This is a genomic window from Corynebacterium sp. LaCa_23 (assembly GCF_058182375.1).
This window is the reverse complement of sequence record NZ_CP190825.1, coordinates 82377-98857: the sequence shown is the minus strand read 5'-3', so window position 1 is coordinate 98857 and position 16481 is coordinate 82377. Positions and strand designations below refer to the sequence as shown.

At 56.6% G+C, this 16481-nt stretch carries 22 protein-coding genes; 6 read left to right on the top strand and 16 right to left on the bottom strand.

The features are described from left to right. The first annotated feature begins 113 nt into the window (after window positions 1-113). Window positions 114-1607 carry a PucR family transcriptional regulator ligand-binding domain-containing protein gene (locus ACP8IT_RS00500; RefSeq protein ID WP_490290177.1) on the top strand — a complete coding sequence of 498 codons (1494 nt, stop codon included), beginning with the start codon at window positions 114-116 and terminating at the stop codon, window positions 1605-1607. Here the strand turns inward: ACP8IT_RS00500 and ACP8IT_RS00495 are convergent. Beyond that, complete coding sequence (locus tag ACP8IT_RS00495; RefSeq protein WP_490290176.1) at window positions 1604-2959, bottom strand: MFS transporter; 1356 nt, start codon at window positions 2957-2959, stop codon at window positions 1604-1606. The two genes, ACP8IT_RS00500 and ACP8IT_RS00495, sit on opposite strands and share 4 nt — an antisense overlap. 203 nt (window positions 2960-3162) lie before the next feature. Between ACP8IT_RS00495 and ACP8IT_RS00490 the strand changes: the two genes are divergently transcribed. Beyond that, on the top strand, window positions 3163-4788 hold the full coding sequence (locus ACP8IT_RS00490; protein ID WP_490290175.1) for an amidohydrolase: 1626 nt from the start codon (window positions 3163-3165) through the stop codon (window positions 4786-4788). Here the strand turns inward: ACP8IT_RS00490 and ACP8IT_RS00485 are convergent. The 10 genes from ACP8IT_RS00485 to ACP8IT_RS00440 form a co-directional block, all read right to left on the bottom strand. Continuing rightward, window positions 4772-5101 carry an MGMT family protein gene (locus ACP8IT_RS00485; RefSeq protein ID WP_490290174.1) on the bottom strand — a complete coding sequence of 110 codons (330 nt, stop codon included), beginning with the start codon at window positions 5099-5101 and terminating at the stop codon, window positions 4772-4774. The two genes, ACP8IT_RS00490 and ACP8IT_RS00485, sit on opposite strands and share 17 nt — an antisense overlap. Window positions 5102-5121: 20 nt before the next feature. Then, complete coding sequence (locus tag ACP8IT_RS00480; protein WP_490290173.1) at window positions 5122-5949, bottom strand: VOC family protein; 828 nt, start codon at window positions 5947-5949, stop codon at window positions 5122-5124. Continuing rightward, complete coding sequence (locus ACP8IT_RS00475; RefSeq protein ID WP_023016489.1) at window positions 5950-6234, bottom strand: RNA-binding S4 domain-containing protein; 285 nt, start codon at window positions 6232-6234, stop codon at window positions 5950-5952. Between the two features lie 57 nt (window positions 6235-6291). Then, a complete protein-coding gene (locus tag ACP8IT_RS00470; RefSeq protein WP_490290172.1) occupies window positions 6292-6621 on the bottom strand; it encodes a YbjQ family protein in 330 nt (109 codons plus the stop codon). Between the two features lie 9 nt (window positions 6622-6630). After that, complete coding sequence (locus ACP8IT_RS00465) at window positions 6631-7278, bottom strand: LysE family translocator (RefSeq protein WP_232218889.1); 648 nt, start codon at window positions 7276-7278, stop codon at window positions 6631-6633. A 106-nt stretch (window positions 7279-7384) separates the two neighbouring features. Next, window positions 7385-8068, bottom strand: coding sequence for a LysE family translocator (locus tag ACP8IT_RS00460; protein ID WP_023016486.1), 684 nt, complete (start codon window positions 8066-8068; stop codon window positions 7385-7387). A 72-nt stretch (window positions 8069-8140) separates the two neighbouring features. Next, a complete protein-coding gene (locus ACP8IT_RS00455; protein ID WP_490290615.1) occupies window positions 8141-8323 on the bottom strand; it encodes an integrase core domain-containing protein in 183 nt (60 codons plus the stop codon). A 34-nt stretch (window positions 8324-8357) separates the two neighbouring features. Then, window positions 8358-8615 (bottom strand): hypothetical protein, encoded by a 258-nt coding sequence (locus ACP8IT_RS00450; RefSeq protein ID WP_284643540.1) that lies wholly within the window; start codon window positions 8613-8615, stop codon window positions 8358-8360. A 71-nt stretch (window positions 8616-8686) separates the two neighbouring features. Then, the gene (locus tag ACP8IT_RS00445; RefSeq protein WP_284637196.1) at window positions 8687-8848 is read right to left on the bottom strand and encodes a hypothetical protein; all 162 of its coding nucleotides are present in this window, start codon (window positions 8846-8848) and stop codon (window positions 8687-8689) included. A gap of 199 nt (window positions 8849-9047) precedes the next feature. Continuing rightward, window positions 9048-9380 (bottom strand): transposase, encoded by a 333-nt coding sequence (locus ACP8IT_RS00440; protein ID WP_481971813.1) that lies wholly within the window; start codon window positions 9378-9380, stop codon window positions 9048-9050. An 82-nt stretch (window positions 9381-9462) separates the two neighbouring features. On the opposite strand from ACP8IT_RS00440, the gene ACP8IT_RS00435 reads away from it, so the two are divergent. From ACP8IT_RS00435 to ACP8IT_RS00425, 3 genes are all read left to right on the top strand, one after another. Then, window positions 9463-10437 (top strand): NAD-dependent epimerase/dehydratase family protein, encoded by a 975-nt coding sequence (locus tag ACP8IT_RS00435; RefSeq protein ID WP_034653306.1) that lies wholly within the window; start codon window positions 9463-9465, stop codon window positions 10435-10437. Between the two features lie 297 nt (window positions 10438-10734). After that, window positions 10735-11064, top strand: a complete 330-nt coding sequence (locus tag ACP8IT_RS00430; protein WP_023016482.1) for a hypothetical protein — start codon at window positions 10735-10737, stop codon at window positions 11062-11064. Continuing rightward, entirely contained in the window at window positions 11065-11364 is a 300-nt protein-coding gene (locus tag ACP8IT_RS00425; protein ID WP_490290614.1) for a HEPN domain-containing protein, read from the top strand. On the opposite strand, the gene ACP8IT_RS00420 is transcribed toward ACP8IT_RS00425, so the two are convergent. Further along, complete coding sequence (locus tag ACP8IT_RS00420) at window positions 11365-11715, bottom strand: VOC family protein (RefSeq protein ID WP_023016480.1); 351 nt, start codon at window positions 11713-11715, stop codon at window positions 11365-11367. A gap of 113 nt (window positions 11716-11828) precedes the next feature. Between ACP8IT_RS00420 and ACP8IT_RS00415 the strand changes: the two genes are divergently transcribed. After that, window positions 11829-12554, top strand: a complete 726-nt coding sequence (locus tag ACP8IT_RS00415) for a TIGR02391 family protein (RefSeq protein WP_023016479.1) — start codon at window positions 11829-11831, stop codon at window positions 12552-12554. Window positions 12555-13464: 910 nt separating this feature from the next. Here ACP8IT_RS00415 and ACP8IT_RS00410 read toward each other — a convergent pair. The 4 genes from ACP8IT_RS00410 to ACP8IT_RS00395 form a co-directional block, all read right to left on the bottom strand. Continuing rightward, window positions 13465-15357, bottom strand: a complete 1893-nt coding sequence (locus tag ACP8IT_RS00410; protein ID WP_284631227.1) for a heavy metal translocating P-type ATPase — start codon at window positions 15355-15357, stop codon at window positions 13465-13467. Continuing rightward, window positions 15354-15713, bottom strand: a complete 360-nt coding sequence (gene cmtR / locus ACP8IT_RS00405) for a Cd(II)/Pb(II)-sensing metalloregulatory transcriptional regulator CmtR (protein ID WP_023028086.1) — start codon at window positions 15711-15713, stop codon at window positions 15354-15356. The genes ACP8IT_RS00410 and cmtR overlap by 4 nt, the downstream gene beginning before the upstream one ends. Before the next feature lie 113 nt (window positions 15714-15826). Continuing rightward, window positions 15827-16036, bottom strand: a complete 210-nt coding sequence (locus ACP8IT_RS00400; RefSeq protein WP_023028085.1) for a hypothetical protein — start codon at window positions 16034-16036, stop codon at window positions 15827-15829. A gap of 253 nt (window positions 16037-16289) precedes the next feature. Beyond that, the gene (locus ACP8IT_RS00395; protein ID WP_005280591.1) at window positions 16290-16418 is read right to left on the bottom strand and encodes a hypothetical protein; all 129 of its coding nucleotides are present in this window, start codon (window positions 16416-16418) and stop codon (window positions 16290-16292) included. Window positions 16419-16481 lie beyond the last annotated feature (63 nt).

The window sequence follows — 16481 nt, the reverse complement described above, 5'->3', positions numbered from 1 at the left end:
GCCTAAATACATTGTGACCGTCTACATAGATTCTCCTCTACGTACACTATGGTGAAAATTTCCCACTGTGATATACAGGCCGTATAGCTACTCCGACAGCAAGCGAGACTTTTATGAGCACCAGTACTTTTACCTGGCTTTTTCATCAAAGCAAACTACAACTGCGCCCGCTTCATTCTCCACACCAGTCTTTCACCACGGTCCAAGCCAGTGAACTTAAAAATCCCACCGAATTCACCAAGGAAGGAGCAGTCGTCCTTACCTTGGGCCTCGCCTTTGAACATTCCCCGGCGGACTTCTCTCTCTACGCACGCACGCTGGCCTCGGCCGGTGTACACGGCATCGGATTCGGAACCGGCTTGGTTTTTTCTAAGGTGCCTCCCGAGCTAGAACGCGCATGCATAGACCATGGCCTTACGCTATTTGAGGTCCCCCGTGCCATTCCGTTCATATCCATCATCAACGCTGTAAATGCGGAGTTCACCCGCCAAGACCAAGAACAACGACGCGTATTTGAGCGCCAACAAGAGCGATTAAATCGTGCTGCGACCCAAGGCATTAATTCGCTCATAACTCATGCCGGAAAAGAGCTACACGCCGCAGTCACCCTCACCGATGCCCAGGGCATTGAGATTGCAAGTGCTACGTATCAAGGACTCGATGCGTTGAAAACAACGAATGATTCCAGTTTCTCTGTCTCGGACTCACCGTCAACGGCACATTCTGTGAACTCTAAAAATTCAGGGAACCTATCCACGGTAACTACCTACTTTCAGAGCAATTCCCAGCATCGTTACGGGCTCACAGTCTGCGCCACCGAAAAAATAGGCTCTTTTGACCGCGCGCTAATCCGACATGTAGTCGGGCTAGCTGGCTTACTGCTGCAGTCCCCGTGGTCCACTGCACAGGACCTTTTGGGACAGCTAGCCCTAGCTGTGCAATTGGAATCCTCAGTGCCAATGCTCCTAGAGGCTGCATTTTCAACACTCTCCACGTCCGATAACGTCACCGCTTACTTAGTGTGCGCTGACACCCCAGCACAGTTACGGCGAGTCCTAGCTTCACTAAAACATACGACCGCACAAGGCGGAACCAATTACTTCCATCTGCCCGTAGATAACTCGGCTGCTCTAATCGTCACCGCCCCCGCAGACGATGTATCGCAGGAAAAAGTACTTTCCGCACCCAATCTTCCAACAGTGCGTGTTTCAATCCTTCCGCGAATACCCTGGCGCGAACTCAATTCCGAGCTAATAGCGCAGATGAATAAACATGCACATAGGCTTGACCGCGGGACGAGCAGCATCTACTCATCACCCGCACCAGATTGGCTACATAACCCGTACGTCCGCGAGGCGCTAGAAAAACGCCGCCGCACCACCATAGATGTCTTAGCTGATTACGATACCGAGCACGACACACAATTACTTCCCACTCTTCAAGCATTCTTGCTCGCTGGCTCTCAAATCGCTTCCGCCTCGGAACACCTCGCGGTCCACCGACATACCGTGCGCGCCCGAATCGGAAAAATTCAAGCACTCTGCGGAGTCGACCTCGCAGATCCGATTGTTAGCGCTGAGCTCCTACTCCTAATGGTCAGCAACTAACCCTCCCGAACCTGCACATCATCGCTTCGTTGGTGACGGCCTCCCATGAACCCACCGAGGGCAGTCGCAAGAGAAATAACGATGAGGAAGATAATGGCTGGAACTATGGATTGTTCTTCATAAAAGGAGTTCAACCATGTAGCAATGAGTGGCAAAAGCCCCGAGATCGCGCCTGATACGTTGTAGCTAATGGCCATTCCGGAATAGCGAAGATTGGCTGGGAACATCTGCCCCAACAACACACCAATAACGGAATAAGGAATAGTGGCAAAGCAAATTCCAAGAACGATGCCCACCGTTACCATTGCCATATTCCCAGTGTCGATCATTATCCACAATGGCCATGCCGCAATAGCGGTTAAAATGCCGCCGAAGACAATCACTCGACTGCTGCCAATCCTCTCTGCAAGGCGGCCCAAAAAGAACAAGATGAGTATCTGGAATACAGCAGCCAAGACAGTCGCATTGACCAATGACTGCCGCTCTAGTCCAAGCGCCGAAGAACCATAACTCAGCACGTATGTATTCATCACGAAGAATCCACCAATGCCCAAAAGCGCTGCGAGTGTCGACCACAAAAGCTGAGGAGCACATTCAGTAAACAGCTCCTTGAGCGAACCTTTTGGTGCGCTTTCTGCTTCATTTTCCAAGGCCCGAAATACAGGAGATTCTTCAACCTGCATACGAATCCATAGCGCTACCCCGAGCAAAGGGAAAGCTGCAAGGAATGGAATTCGCCAGCCCCACGAATCTACTTGGCCATCGTCCAGCATAAAGACCAAGGCAAAAGCACCGGAGGATAGCAATGTACCTGCAGGCGAACCGACCTGTACGAGCGATGCATATCGAGCGCGCTTTTCTTCCGGTGCGTGTTCAATAGCGAGTGTGGTTGCGCCACCCCATTCACCACCAACTGCAATACCTTGCAGAAGCCGTAACAATGTCAGCAGGATAGGCGCGGCGATGCCTATGGCAAAGTAATCTGGGAGGACACCTACCAGCCCAGTTGCAGTACCAATAACCACAATGGAAAGAATCAATGCGGGGCGGCGTCCCCATCTGTCGCCCATTTGACCAAACAGCACGCCGCCTAGCGGACGAGCTAAAAATCCCACACCAAAAGTGGCAAAGGATGCCAACGCCGCGGTTGCCGGGTCCCCTGATGCAAAAAATAGGTGATTAAAAATCAGAGCCGAAGCTGTACCGAATAAGAAGAAGTCATACCATTCCAAGGCAGTACCGACGAATGCCGATAAGGCAATCCGTCCCATATCTTGGCTTACGACTTCCTCACTTATATTTTCCTCGTTCTGGTGCGCCCCAGAAAGGGCCGTTTTGTGTGGTTCGGACAACTTTTTCTCCGTTCATTTGCTTGGCCAACACTTTATACAGACTGTGACCCAGCGCAAATAAACTTATAACAAACCTAATTTTTTACAATATAATCATCTTCATATTGGATAAATGCACAATTCAACGAGCTTTACCGGCAATCCCTCCCCCTGAAGATTTCCCACCTGTTAGGGTGTGACTCAAGCAACTATAGGGAGTTACGATGCAGTTCAGCACTATTATCCGCAATGTTCATCTGCCCTTAACGGAGACGAACAGGCTATACGATATCGCCGTTTTCGGGGAACAACTCGCCAATATTGCCCCAGCGGGAGAGGCCCCTTTCGCTTCCTCAGCTCACACAGAATTCGATGCCGAAGGAAGCTACGCCCTACCTGGCTTCAACGATGTCCATGCGCACTCGGTATGGTTCGGCGAAACCCTCTTAGAGATTAGCCTTGCTGATGCGCGTAAATGTTCCACCGTGTATGACACCCTAAAGCGATCACTCGATGAGGCTACGGGTGAGTGGATCATCGCCTCCGGCTTTAACCCACATCTATTGGATGACGGCCCCCTCGATATCAATACCCTTGATTCCATTACCAAGGCGCGGCCCCTCCTTATAAAACACAATTCGGGGCACGCAATAACAGTGAACTCTGAGGCCTTAGAACGCGCCGGCATTGGTAGCCACCCTGAACAAAAGATCGAAGGGGGAACCATCAATGTGGATGAAAGCGGAAAGGCTACTGGAGTACTAGATGAAAATGCTATGCGCCCGATTAATGAGCTCCTCGAGCCGAAGTCCCTTCCTCACTTGGAAAAGGCATTAGCGGCGGCATCCAAGGTCTATGCCGCAGAAGGCCTTACCTCTGTCACCGATGCAGGAATTGCCGGTGGATGGATTGGGCATTCCCCGCTTGAACTGCAGGCTTATCAAAATGCTCGAGACAATAATCTTCTACGACACCGTGTACAGACGATGATCACACTAGACGCCTTGCACGACCTTCCCCATCACGCCGATGATCCAAAAGCTCTGACCCTCGATACCGGAATGCGCACGGGATTGGGAGACAACCGCCTACAAATTGGACCTACGAAAATTTTCACAGATGGGTCCATCCTCGGGACGACGGCGGCTATGACTCATGACTATTGTCAGTGTGCGGGAAATTCCGGTTATTTCCAGCACGACCCAGAAGCCATGCAAGCCAGCGCACTGCGGGCTGCCGCCTCTGGTTGGTCTTTAGCCATGCACGCACTCGGTGATGCTGCCGTAGACCTCGCTATCGACACCATCGACAAGGCAACCGCCGCTTATGGGCGCCCTACCATTCCTCACCGCATCGAGCATGGTGGGGTCACCACTGATGCGCAGGTACAACGCATAGCAGAACTCGATATCGCATTAGCCCCTCAGCCACATTTCATTAAGGCTTTCGGCGATAGCATGGCAGAGCTCTTGGGGCCGGACCGAGTTAAGGATTCTTACCCAGCTAAGAGGTTACTTGATGCCGGCGCCGTATTACCTGGAAGTTCTGACCGACCTGTAGCTGAAGGGGCCCCATTAAAGGTAATTCAATCTTTTGTAGAAAGATTGACCTCTTCTAATAATGCATATTCCCCTGCTGAGCGCATAAGCGTACGGCAAGCTATCGATGCCTATACGATTGGTTCCGCTCGTGCTACCGGTTGGAGTGGACACAAGGGCAAAATTGAAGAAGGATTCCTTGCAGATATCACCTTCTTGCAACAAAACCCGCTTGAAACCCCGACTGAAGAACTATCTACTATTCCGATTAATGCAACTATGCGTGGTGGAGAAATCATTCATCGCGCATAGCATCATCGCCCAATAATTCGTTTAGGTCCCGCGCATCCAAGCCGTGCTTATGCATGGCGACGCGCCCGTTAGAATGCTCGATGCCCTCGCGGTCCCAGTATTCTTCCGCGCGAACGGGATCGTGGGAGGCACCATTGGCGCGGACCACGCGCCACCAGGCGGCGTTACCACCGTGCCTATTCATGACGGTGCCGACATTGCGGGCCCCGCACTCGGCGAGTTTTGCCACCTCCCCGTAGGAGGACACATTGCCGGGCGGGATGACGGCCACGATGGCTAGCACGCGCTGTGCTAAATCAGAGGAGTCTGACATAAACGCCTCTTTCCCCGCGCTTAGTCCCTGGTGGGGTTGAGCACGTCATCGGATTCGGTGGGCTCATCCTCGGGGGCGTCTTCAACCTCAGTCAGGGTGATGGTCGCCCCAGTGGAATCCGCGAGCAAGCACATGCGCCCGAAGGGGGAATCCCATGGTTCACGGATGATTTCACCGCCGAGCTCTACCGCTTTCTCGGCGGCGGTATCGATATTGCGCACCCCTAGGTAGGTCTGCCAGAAGCTCGGCACCTGGGGCGGGAACTGGCCTTCGGCATTCCACAGGCCCGCGAACGGGGCACCGTCTTCTTCCGCGGTGGCGTAAATGAAATTCTCGTCCTCGGACTCCATGGCGCGAATCTCCCAGTTAAATAGCTCGCCATAAAAGTCCATGGCCTGCTGGAATCGCGTTGTGGCGGTCAGCTCGTGCCATACCGGGGTGCCGGGTTCGCCACCGGCAACGAAGTGCTCCGGGCCGGAGGGCTGGATGAGGCCGAACATGCCACCGGCGGCATCGGCAAGCAAGGCCATGTGCCCTAGCTGCACAGGCTGGGGCGCGGCCAAGATGCGCCCGCCGAGGTTCTCCGTGCGCTGGCAATCGCCGTCGATGTCCTTGGAGAGGAAATAGGTCACCCAGGTATCCGGCATAGGCGCCTCGTCCGGCTGCGGGATGAGGCCGGCGATGGGCAGGCCCTGCAGGCGCGCCATCTGGTAGGGGTTGTCCTCCTGGGACTCGGCCGAGATTTCCCAGCCCAAGACCTGCTCATAAAAGTGGGCGGACTTGCGCGGATCCGAGGTGGTCAGATCGATCCAGTAGGGCATGCCTACTTCGGCTTCAAATGCGGGCATTTATAGATTCCTCCACTTTTCCGGATCAAAGTCATCGTCTGCGGTGGCTTCATCAAAATAGTCATCATCATCGTCGGGCTCACCCACGCGCGCGCAGGTGCCTTCGATGCACACCTCATCGCCAATCTGCAGCGTGGCGCCGCGGCGGGTTTCGGTGTCACCGTTGACCGTGACCGCGCCTTCTGCGATAAGTTCCTTGGCTTCACCACCGGTGCCGACCAAGCTGGCCAGTTTAATAAACTGGCCCAATTTGATGGACTCGCCAGAAATTGCAACCTCAAGCATGCCGCCCAGCTTACCCAGAGGCCGTTCCCGCGCGGCTATGGGTGGGGGTGGAGAAACTTAGTCACGCGCGCGCAGCGAGACCGCCGTGCCCGTGGCAGTGACCAAAAGCATGTCATTATTGGTGCCCATTGGGGAATAGTCGAAGACAATGCCCACCACGCCATCGGCGCCCAATTCCTGGCCGCGGCGCCACAATTCATCCAGCGCCGCCTCGCGGGCCTTGATGGCCTCGCTTTCATAGCCAGAGGCGCGGCCGCCGGTGATATTGCGTATCGATGCCCCGAAGTCTTTCAGCATATTGATCCCGGTAACGGTCTCACCAGCGATGATGCGCAGGTATTTGGTGATTTCATAGCCGTCGACGGTATTCGTGGTAGTAAAAATCATAACTTCAGGTTACATCGCAATGAGCCCGCGAATGCCTTCAAAGAGGATAATCACGCCGAGGAGCAGAAAGACGATGCCACTGACGATGTCCACCCACGCCGAGTTCTTGGCCATCCACTTCGATACCGCGCGCGTGCTCAAACCGACGCCGACGAAGAGCACCAAGCTTTCCAGTATCAGCACCGCGGCGACGACGACGTTTCCGCCCACGCCCATGCCTGGGTCGATGAAATTGGCAAAGATGGCGCCAAAGAAGATGACCACCTTGGGATTGGAAAGATCGCAGACCAACCCCATGCGGTAGGCGGTCTTCGCCTTGATGATGCCGTCCGGGGTAAACCCGCGCGGCTGCGGTGCCTGCTTCTCCGTGCCTACGACGGTGGCGGGTGCGCGCCGCTCGCGCAGGCCGGAGGAAATCGCGCTATAGGCCATCCACAGCAGATAGCTGCCGCCCAAGACCTGCAGGAGCACCAAGATGCCCTCATGCGTAGAGATCAATGCCGAAAGCCCGGCGAGCGAAGCGATGGTCCACAGGGCAAGGCCCGTCGTGCTGCCAATGGCCACCCACACCGCCGCGCGGGTGGACCGCGCACCCAGGCGGATAATCTGCACTACATCCGGCCCCGGCGAAGCCATGGCCGCGAACCATACGCCCATCAGGGTCACAAGGGCACCTATAGCCACCTAACACCTCCACATTCATATGCATTTTTACTAACGCAAACAACTGTAGGAAGTGTCTCACCTGCAGCGAAACAGGTAACTACTGTGACTTCAGCAGCGCGGTGGCGCCTTCCCCGGCCATCACCACACCAAGCAGCCCAAAGACGAGGCCTGAGACCATATCGATGCCGGCGGAATACCGCGCCGTCCACCGCGCGGCCGCGCGCACGAGCAGCGCGAAGGAAGAAAACCACACGAAGGACATGGCAGCAAGAATCAACGCCACGGCGATGGTCCACCCCACAGACATTTCCGGGCGGATGAATTGGGCGAATACCGCCCCGAAAAATACCAATGCCTTGGGGTTCGACAGGTTAGTCACCAGCCCCAGCTTGAAGGCCCGCCAGTTGGTCATGTCTTCGACGTCGGCATCGCCAGCCGCCCGCGCCTGCTCCGCGTAGTCTTCCGTGTCCACCTCGCGCGCGGGTGCGCGCCGCGCGGCTAACCCGCTGCGCAGGGACAATACGCCCATGTACAGCAAGAAAAGACCACCGAGCAATTGCAAGATGCTCAGCACGCCCGGCCGCGCCGTAATCAACGCCGATAAACCTGCCAGGGAGGCGACAATCCAAAAGACCGTTCCGCTAAATACCCCCACCGCGCACAATAGCCCGGCGCGCGTGAATCGTGGGGCCACGCGGATGACCTGCACGATATCCGGGCCCGGAGACACCAAAGCCGCGAGCCAAATCCCCATCAGGGTAAGAAGTGAGGAAATGGTCATGAACTAGATCCTTGTACCAGATAGAGGTTTCAGTCTGTAAATAATAGTAGTGAAGTGTCCCGAGTTTTGTTCCTAGGCATGTTCCTTGATTTCTATTATTCCCTGTTGCGGGTTTTTCTTCCACAATTCGGTTTCCGCCTCGGCCGGGGTTCGATATCCCAGGCTTTGGTGGAACCTTACCTCGTTCCACCATGACACCCACTCGAATGTCGCGATTTCTACCTCGACAACGTCATTCCACCTGCGAGTATGGATGAGCTCGTTCTTGTAAGAGCCGTTACGTTTTCAGCTAGAGCATTGTCGTAGGAGTCACCGACAGTCCCAGTAGAAGCGACAATCCCGTGCTGGGCAAGTCGCTGGTTGTAGACAACGCTGACGTACTATAAGCCGTGATCCGAATGGTGAATAAGACCTGTTGTTTCCCTCGCACACTTGGGTCGCTTGGTTGAGTGCTTGCAGCGGTAATGCCTGAAGTGCGCATCGAGTCCGATAATGCCCATCCGACGATCCGTCGGGAGTAAACGTCAGTGACAAACGCGGTGTACACAAAGCCTTTCTTCGTACGCACGTAGGTAATGTCGGCCACCCACAGCTTGTTTAAGGCCCTGGGCTTTGAACTCACGCTCGACCAAATCCGGGCGCAGATCCGGCACGTTGAGGTGTACGGGTTGTGATTGGTGATCCGCCTTTGCCTTTGCCAGAAACACCAGCCAGGCGCATCAGCCGGGCGGTTTGTTCGCGACCGATATCGATTCCGTCACGGTGAAGTGCATGCCACATTTTCCGCACGCTTAAGACACCGTCATTATCCCGATGAACAGCACTAATGCGTTCAACTAGAACAACCGTCACGAAGGCGACGAGCACTTAGCCCTCGGGCTTTGGACTGGCGATAACCACGCGCGGTGATGAACCCACCAGCCCGGCTATTCTTTTAACGCCAGTGCAGATGAACTCGACAGAGAAATGATTGCGGTATTTATCGATGAACCGGATCATAACCGAGGCTTGGGGCCTGGTCGTGAGGCGAAAAAGCTGACGCAGCCTTCAGCAACTCATTGGTATCTCGAAGCTGGTGATTTTCACGGCGTAGCCTGGCATTTTCGGCAGCCAAATCTTCAGGCACAGGTTCTGGGGTGTTTCCCGCACGACGAGCAGACTTAAGTCCATAGACGAGCCGTGTGCCATGAAACCCCAACTTTGCAGCTACTGCCTGGCACGCAGCTTGCATCGACATATTTTCCGCCAAGATACGATCCTCTACAAGACGGACCACACGGTCCTTCGCATCTTGGTCAAATTTTCTTGGCATATTCCAGATTTTCCCATCTACTCAAACGGAACAAAACCTGGGACACTTCACGTGTGAGAAGGTTTCGTGCACAACTAGTGACATGAACTTTTTATTGCTCGGTGGTACCGGTTTCCTTGGAGGACACATAGCGACTGCAGCAGTCGAGCGAGGACATGAAGTTACTTGCCTTGCACGGGGTAACGGGAAGGTTCCCAACGGAACTGACTTTGTGAGTTCGGACCGTGACCGTGACGGTGCGTACGATGAGGTTGCGGGGAAAACGTGGGACACCATTGTGGATCTGACGAGTCAGCCGAAGCATGCGCGGGATGCGGCGGCGAAACTCGAGGCCAAGCATCGTATATTTGTGTCCTCGAGCAGCGTATATGAGGATCAGGGAAGTATTTCTTCTGAGTCTGATTCCGTAGTCGCTCCGCTTGAAATTGACTACATGAAGAACATGGGGCAGTACCCAGCCGCAAAGTCTGCTTGCGAAACGATTTATCGCAGCACAAATCGGTCGGTAATGGTAGTTCGATCCGGTCTGATCGCCGGCTACGGCGACGAAACAGGGCGCAGTGGTTACTATCCGTGGCGCTTCGCGCATCCCACGGGTGAGAACGTGATCGTCCCAGACCCGGCGTTTCCCGTCGCTATGATTGATGTGAAAGACCTTGCAGGCTGGATAGTTGAGTCTGCAGAAGTTGGGACTTTCGGAACCTTTAACGCTACGGGGTTTGCTACTTCCTTGTCCGATGTGTTCAAGATTTCGCGTGAGTTAACCGCATCGGAGGCTACGGAACGACCTTGCTCTGATGAACTGCTTCTCGCTAATGATGTAACCCCGTGGATGGGCCCAAAATCGTTGCCGTTGTGGGTACCAGGTGAACAGTTTCGCAACATCGCGCTACTCGATTGCGCCGCAGCCTACGAAGCTGGCCTGCGGATTCGCCCGTTGAAAGAAACATTGGCGGATGCGCTGCGATTCGAAGAAGAACATCAGGGGGAAAGACTCACTGGGCTCAGCGATGAAGAGGAAGTCGTGCTTCGCCAGCGGTTAGAAGATGGTATTTAGTTTCGGCAGGACCAGTTTTAGTTGCAGTCGGGACCGCGCTGAGTTGGTTTTCGCCCCGCGACTGACTGTTAGAATGAGTCCGAATCTGACTTGAGGGGAACTTCGGCGGTGCTAGCTCTTCATGACGCGGAACGATCTAGCCTGCGGAGGCTGCCTTTCCGAGCAGGAAACGCCTTGCGGCACACTTTTCGGCTTCTCGAATCGCTTGCAACTGAGTGAGGTAGCCTTCTTTCGCCACTCCGTCGAGTTTAAATTTAATACTACCTCTGGAAACAAGAAGTAAAGGAAGTCAGGGATATGACTGCGTTAGAGGCTGCCCAAGAACTCTTAGAGGATGTCAATTCCCTTCTTGACCACCATCCCGCACAGAAGGACCCTAAGCCGGGAAAGCCCGCGGGGCCAGGTTACGGGCCGTTACTGCGCGCGGGTACATCCCTCTGCTATACGGCGTGGGAGGTCTATGTCGAAGAATCACTGATCGAGACGGTTGAATGGCTTTTGACGAATAAGAAAGCCGATGAGCTGCCGGAAAAGTTACGGTCGTGGGTGGCTGAGCAAAGTAGTGATCCGTGGGTGTTCGTGGGCGACTCGTGGCGATCGGCTGTACTTGAACTTGTTCGATTGTGAATCGAAGGAGATTCGGACGGCCGTTACGGATTCAACACAGCTAGCGTTGGCGGTGTCGAAAGCCTGTACAAAAGTATCCTCGGTTTCTGCCCGCTGCGGGAAATCAAATGGCAGAAGAAAACCAACGCGGCGGTGCGGAAACAGGTTTCCGAGCTGGTCATAATACGAGGTGAAATTGTGCATCGAGGTTCAACGCCCGATGCGCTTAACCTTGGTCTAGTCCGTAATTGGGCTGATTTTGTTCGGCGACTGATTGAAAAACTCGATGAGCACATGGTTGAATTTAGGTGCAATGTGTAGCTAGGCCTTGGGGCTGCCCACACAGAACTCGTTGCCTTCCGGGTCCTGCATGACGGTCCACACCAATCCCGGCGCTTCGTGGGTGGTGAGTTCGGTGGCGCCTAGGTCTTTGAGGCGTTCTATTAAAGTTTCGCGCTCCGCCCCGCCAACGTCGACGTGCATGCGGTTTTTCCCAGGTGTCGGTTCCTCAACGCGCTGAAATCCCAGCGCCGGGGTGGAATCAACCATCACGAAATCGCCGTAATCCGCGGCGATTTCGCAGCCGGTTGCGGCGGACCAAAACTTGGCGAGCTTTGAGGGATCGTGGCAGTCGAAGGTGATCTGGCGGATCGTGAAGTTGGGGTCGCTCATGGTTTCCATTATGTGCGCGCGTCAGCGCGCCTGCAACAATGCGAGGTGTTTCTGGTGGGGGTATCAGACCAGTTCTCTCCGGCCATGTCAGCCCCATACGTCATAATGGAGGCATGGCCGAGCTGGACCCCGAGTGGGCGATCAATGAGATAGACGCGTTCCTGCAAGTCACAGCGAAGGTAGTCCCCGACATGGGCCCGGGCATCGCCTACCTTGGAACCGTTATGAGTGGATCGCCGACTGAGGCTGCGGCGCGCGCCCATGTCGTTGAAATGATCCTTGACCGAGTGCTTCCCGGGTGGAGACAAGGACTTCCGGTCCAGGACAAGGAGTATAGCTGGCTGAGGGGTCAAGCGGCCCGAGCCAAGACAGCGCTTGAACGTCGGTCTGAACTCGCTGAAAAGCTCGGAGAGAACACGCCAGACTTAGATGCAGCCAATCTGCATCCGTGGGCGTGGGAAAATGGCAAGGGTTACTGGAATCACGGGCACTACCATCAAGCCGTGATGCAGGCTGCCATCCGCGTCAATGCAGAGACCCAAGCGAAACTGAACCGCCTAGACGTATCTGAAACAGCACTTTTCAACGAGGCGTTTTCACTCCGTGATCCGAAGCGTAATGTGCCGCGCCTTCGGCTTATGGAAAATGATGGCAGTAAGACGTTTGAGAACCTGCATCGGGGCGCCCGCGCCTTTGCAGAGGGCTTGTACGCGGCTATCCGCAATCCCGGGATGCATGTTCCACACGACGGTGGTGAGGAGCAAGTCGCGTTGGAGCAGCTCGCGGCTTTCAGCCTATTGGCTCGCTGGGTTGATAAGGCTACCGTCCTGGAGGGGTGACAACATCGGTTTACGGGATAGCAGTCCGCTTGAGCGAAGGATGTGGGGAGCACGAACGCCTGTGATGGAGGTGCCGGGTGCTCAGTCAGCAAGGCCGTCCAGGACCATCGCCGTAGTTTTGTGCAAGGTTAACGCCAGCGACTGGGCTGGGTCCAAGAATGAATCTCGCACACGTTAAACTGCGCCGACACTCTGTGGAGTTCAAATTAAACGTGTAACGCGGGGCGTTGATGACGCTTCGCGTTATTGGGGGGTAGGTTGAAGCGCGGCCTGTTCGTTCGCCGACGCGGCCGCCGCCGGATTCTCGGCGGCGATTCCGGCCCGAACCTCGGGGACATCCCCCATCTTCGATAGCTTTAGTGAGCACGACCATCTGATCTGGTGCGCTGGTTTTCGTTCGGCTCTCGGTCTATTCCGCCACCTCATGCGCGGCCGCGAAACCGCGGTGAAGAATCTGCATCTAGTCGGTTACGGCAACTGGAACGGCGAGGGCTCGGCAACGCTGATGAGGGTGGGGTCTTTTGTCAAACACACTGCCCAGGTAGTCGCGGGCTGTGTCGATGAGACTCGGCAGCACTCTGAATAGATGTCCGTGGTATCAAGGCCGCTGAACTATTCAAGTTGCGGGACGAAAAGAGTCTCGCAGTGACGCTTGGTCCCTGAGCAAGTTCGATCCTTCCACGATCTGCACTGGAGACGCCGAGCGCTCGGGGGCCCTTGACCGGCTGGGGCACGTGCCGGGTGGTGGCTCGCCCACAGCCCCCGTGCCCACACGCACCGAGAACGGACAGGCCACCGGGTACGATCCCAATTCCACGGAGACGGACCGTGAACTCGAATGACGTTCCTGGCCCAAGGTGTGTCCGCTCGGCGTGTGGTTTAACCCTTATGAGACTTGCCGGTCACAGCCTCAGCGCTTCGCTTGCGCAGCCCGCAGGCCGTTCAAGATCACGATCACTTCGGCGACCTCGTGAACCAACACGACGGCGGCCAGGCCCAGCACGCCGCTGATCGCCAGTGGCATCAACACGATGATGATGGCCAGAGACAGCACGATGTTCTGGTTGATGATCCTGCTTCCTCGGCGGGCGTGCTGCAGCGCCTTCGGGATTAGCCGGAGGTCGTGGCCGGTGAAGGCGACGTCAGCGGACTCGATCGCGGCGTCAGAGCCGGTCGCTCCCATCGCTATGCCCACCGTCGCACCCGCCAGTGCCGGCGCGTCGTTGATGCCGTCGCCGATCATCGCCGTCGGCGTCTTGGAGGAGAATTCGGCGACGATGCTTGCCTTGTCCTCAGGGCGCAGCTCGGCGCGCACGTCGTCGATTCCGGCGATTCCAGCCAGCGCCCGGGCGGTGCGAGAGTTGTCGCCGGTGAGCATGCTTACTTCCACGTCGTTGGCGTGCAGGGCCTGCACGGCTTCGGGCACCTCGGGCCGCAACTCGTCACGGACCCCGATCGCCCCGGCGAGAGCGTCATCGACGGTGACCAGGACGCAGGTCTGGCCCTCGGACTCCATGCGCTCAACGTCTGCTTTCAGTGGCCCGGCGTCGATCCATCGGGGGCTGCCCACCAGCACCCGTCGGCCTTCGACGGTGCCGCCGATGCCATGCCCAGCTTCCTCGCTGATGTCCGAGGCGGTGGGCGCTTCGGGCCCCGCTGCCGCGATCGCCGCAGCGAGGGGGTGTGTCGATTGCTGCTCAACTGCTGCCGCGAAGGAAAGCACCTGCGGCCGATCGAATCCGTCTGCCGGGACCACTCCGGTAACCTCAGGCTGATTGCGGGTAAGGGTTCCGGTTTTGTCCACTGCCAGGTGACGGATGCCGCCGAGTCGCTCGAACGCCGCGCCGGACTTGATAACCACTCCGAACTGGCTGGCCGCGCCGATCGCGGCCACGACCGTCAGCGGCACGGAGATTGCCAGCGCGCACGGCGACGCTGCGACCAGGACTACCAGCGCACGGGTGATCCACGTCTCAGGGTCGCCCAGCAGCGAGCCGATAACGCCGACCAGCACCGCCAGGATCATCACCCCGGGCACTAGGGGTTGGGCAATCCGGTCGGCGATCCGGGCGCGGTCGCCCTTTTCCGCCTGCGCTTGCTCGACTAGGTCCACGAGTGTGGTCAGCGAGTTGTCCGTTCCAGCTGCGGTCGTCTCGACCTCCAGCACCCCGGCGGAGTTGATCGCTCCCGCAGGCACTTCGTCGCCGGGCGCAACCTCCTCCGGAATGGATTCTCCGGTGATCGCTGAGGTGTCAAGGCTGGAGCGCCCGGACCGAATGATGCCGTCCGTGGCGATCCGCTCCCCGGGGCGCACGAGCATTAGCTCGCCAACCTCGAGGTCCTTCGCTGCGACCTCGGCCGCTGTGCCGTCGCGCAGCACCGTCGCGGTCTGCGGTACCAGCTTCAACAGTGCCCGCAGTCCGCCTTGGGCCCGGTCCATCGCCTTGTCTTCCAGTGCCTCGGCGATCGAGTACAGGAACGCTAGCGCCGCGGCCTCTCCGACGAATCCGAGGATCACCGCGCCGACCGCGCTGATCGTCATTAGCAAGCCAATGCCGAGCTTGCGCTTCGTGACAAGGTTTCGGATCGCTCCAGGCGCGAACGTGTAAGCGCCCAACAGCAGGCCAACCCAATACAGTACCGTCGCGGGCGTCTCCAAGTCGGACCAGTCCAGCGCCAGTCCTGTTATGAGGGCTACGCCGGAGAAGATCGGCAGCAGTAGCTCAGGGTCCTTCCACCATGGCCGATCGAGCTCGTCAATCTCCGTGCCGGTTTCGTGTTCGCATCCACATGCTGAACTCATGCGTTCTTTCCTTTCTCGCCGCAGTCGGGCACCGAGCACTCAGTGTCGATACAGGGGGCATTCTCGTCGACGGCCAGCGTCGCGTGGACCAGCGCTTCGAGCGCTGCCGCGAGGTGGGGATCGGCGATTTCGTAGCGGGTCTTGCGGCCCTCCGGCTCAGCTACGACAATGCCACAATCGCGCAGGCAAGACAGGTGGTTCGAAACGTTCGAGCGGGTCAGATCCAAGCTTTGCGAGAGCACAGCCGGGTAGCTCGGACCGTCTAGTAGGGTTATCAGGATTCGGGAGCGCGTCGGATCAGCCATGGCCCGGCCGAGCCGGTTCATGACGTCGAGGCGCGAAGCAATAGTCAGCATATGCTGAACTATACAGTGTTCGGTGAACTATTTAAAATGGGCTGAACTAACAGTCACGCGAAAGTCCTGCGACCTGCAAGAATTAGTCGATGGGATAGGCGATGACTGGTCCTTCACGGTTCGGCTGCCAACAACGAGGGGGCGACGTGGGCGGCGAAATTCTCCAGAATCTTCACGTGAATGTCCACACCCACCCCTGTGGGGATGGTGATGAACAGGGTGTCGGCGGACATGACGGCGGCGTAGGTGCGGCCAGCGACACTGACACCAGGTTCTCCCTCAAGGGCTAGACACTCACGGACATTGCGTACGGGTCGAACCACACGTAGCGAAGCTTTCTAATAGCCAAATGACTAACTCTTTTCGCTGGTATCCGGGAATGATACTTCCTTGAAGTCGGCGGTGTTGGCTACCCCACGTACGAAGTACTGGAACTGCTGCTTGGAAACCACTTAGGTCTACGAAGCCATAGCCTTCAAGCTACATCGCAGGAAAATTCCATTTCACGGTCGGTATGGGCCTTTTGCAGTTGGTTAATTCGAAATTCGTTCACCATCTCCTTAGCCACCCGCACGATTAACGCGGTGTTTCGCCATCTTCGCGCGCGGCGAGCAGCTCCTTCAGGTGCGTATCGATGTCATCGAGCTTCTTAATAACGGCAACGGCGAAAACGATACTAATGACTACAGCGATAATGCTGAGCATCACTGACCTCCTTTACTCTGGCGCTTCATTCCAGCTTCATTCCATTGGGGCCGATTCCTTGCC

Excerpts from the sequence above, each read along its gene's own strand:
- ACP8IT_RS00430 (WP_023016482.1), top strand. The coding sequence starts at position 10,735 with ATGACTGCGTTAGAGGCTGCCCAAGAACTCTTAGAGGATGTCAATTCC.
- ACP8IT_RS00485 (WP_490290174.1), bottom strand. The coding sequence starts at position 5,101 with ATGTCAGACTCCTCTGATTTAGCACAGCGCGTGCTAGCCATCGTGGCC.
- ACP8IT_RS00415 (WP_023016479.1), top strand. The coding sequence starts at position 11,829 with ATGGCCGAGCTGGACCCCGAGTGGGCGATCAATGAGATAGACGCGTTC.
- ACP8IT_RS00420 (WP_023016480.1), bottom strand. The coding sequence starts at position 11,715 with ATGAGCGACCCCAACTTCACGATCCGCCAGATCACCTTCGACTGCCAC.
- ACP8IT_RS00435 (WP_034653306.1), top strand. The coding sequence starts at position 9,463 with ATGAACTTTTTATTGCTCGGTGGTACCGGTTTCCTTGGAGGACACATA.
- cmtR (WP_023028086.1), bottom strand. The coding sequence starts at position 15,713 with ATGCTGACTATTGCTTCGCGCCTCGACGTCATGAACCGGCTCGGCCGG.
- ACP8IT_RS00465 (WP_232218889.1), bottom strand. The coding sequence starts at position 7,278 with ATGGGCGTATGGTTCGCGGCCATGGCTTCGCCGGGGCCGGATGTAGTG.
- ACP8IT_RS00440 (WP_481971813.1), bottom strand. The coding sequence starts at position 9,380 with ATGCCAAGAAAATTTGACCAAGATGCGAAGGACCGTGTGGTCCGTCTT.
- ACP8IT_RS00410 (WP_284631227.1), bottom strand. The coding sequence starts at position 15,357 with ATGAGTTCAGCATGTGGATGCGAACACGAAACCGGCACGGAGATTGAC.
- ACP8IT_RS00500 (WP_490290177.1), top strand. The coding sequence starts at position 114 with ATGAGCACCAGTACTTTTACCTGGCTTTTTCATCAAAGCAAACTACAA.
- ACP8IT_RS00490 (WP_490290175.1), top strand. The coding sequence starts at position 3,163 with ATGCAGTTCAGCACTATTATCCGCAATGTTCATCTGCCCTTAACGGAG.
- ACP8IT_RS00460 (WP_023016486.1), bottom strand. The coding sequence starts at position 8,068 with ATGACCATTTCCTCACTTCTTACCCTGATGGGGATTTGGCTCGCGGCT.
- ACP8IT_RS00470 (WP_490290172.1), bottom strand. The coding sequence starts at position 6,621 with ATGATTTTTACTACCACGAATACCGTCGACGGCTATGAAATCACCAAA.
- ACP8IT_RS00480 (WP_490290173.1), bottom strand. The coding sequence starts at position 5,949 with ATGCCCGCATTTGAAGCCGAAGTAGGCATGCCCTACTGGATCGATCTG.
- ACP8IT_RS00475 (WP_023016489.1), bottom strand. The coding sequence starts at position 6,234 with ATGCTTGAGGTTGCAATTTCTGGCGAGTCCATCAAATTGGGCCAGTTT.
- ACP8IT_RS00395 (WP_005280591.1), bottom strand. The coding sequence starts at position 16,418 with ATGCTCAGCATTATCGCTGTAGTCATTAGTATCGTTTTCGCCGTTGCC.
- ACP8IT_RS00445 (WP_284637196.1), bottom strand. The coding sequence starts at position 8,848 with ATGTGGCATGCACTTCACCGTGACGGAATCGATATCGGTCGCGAACAA.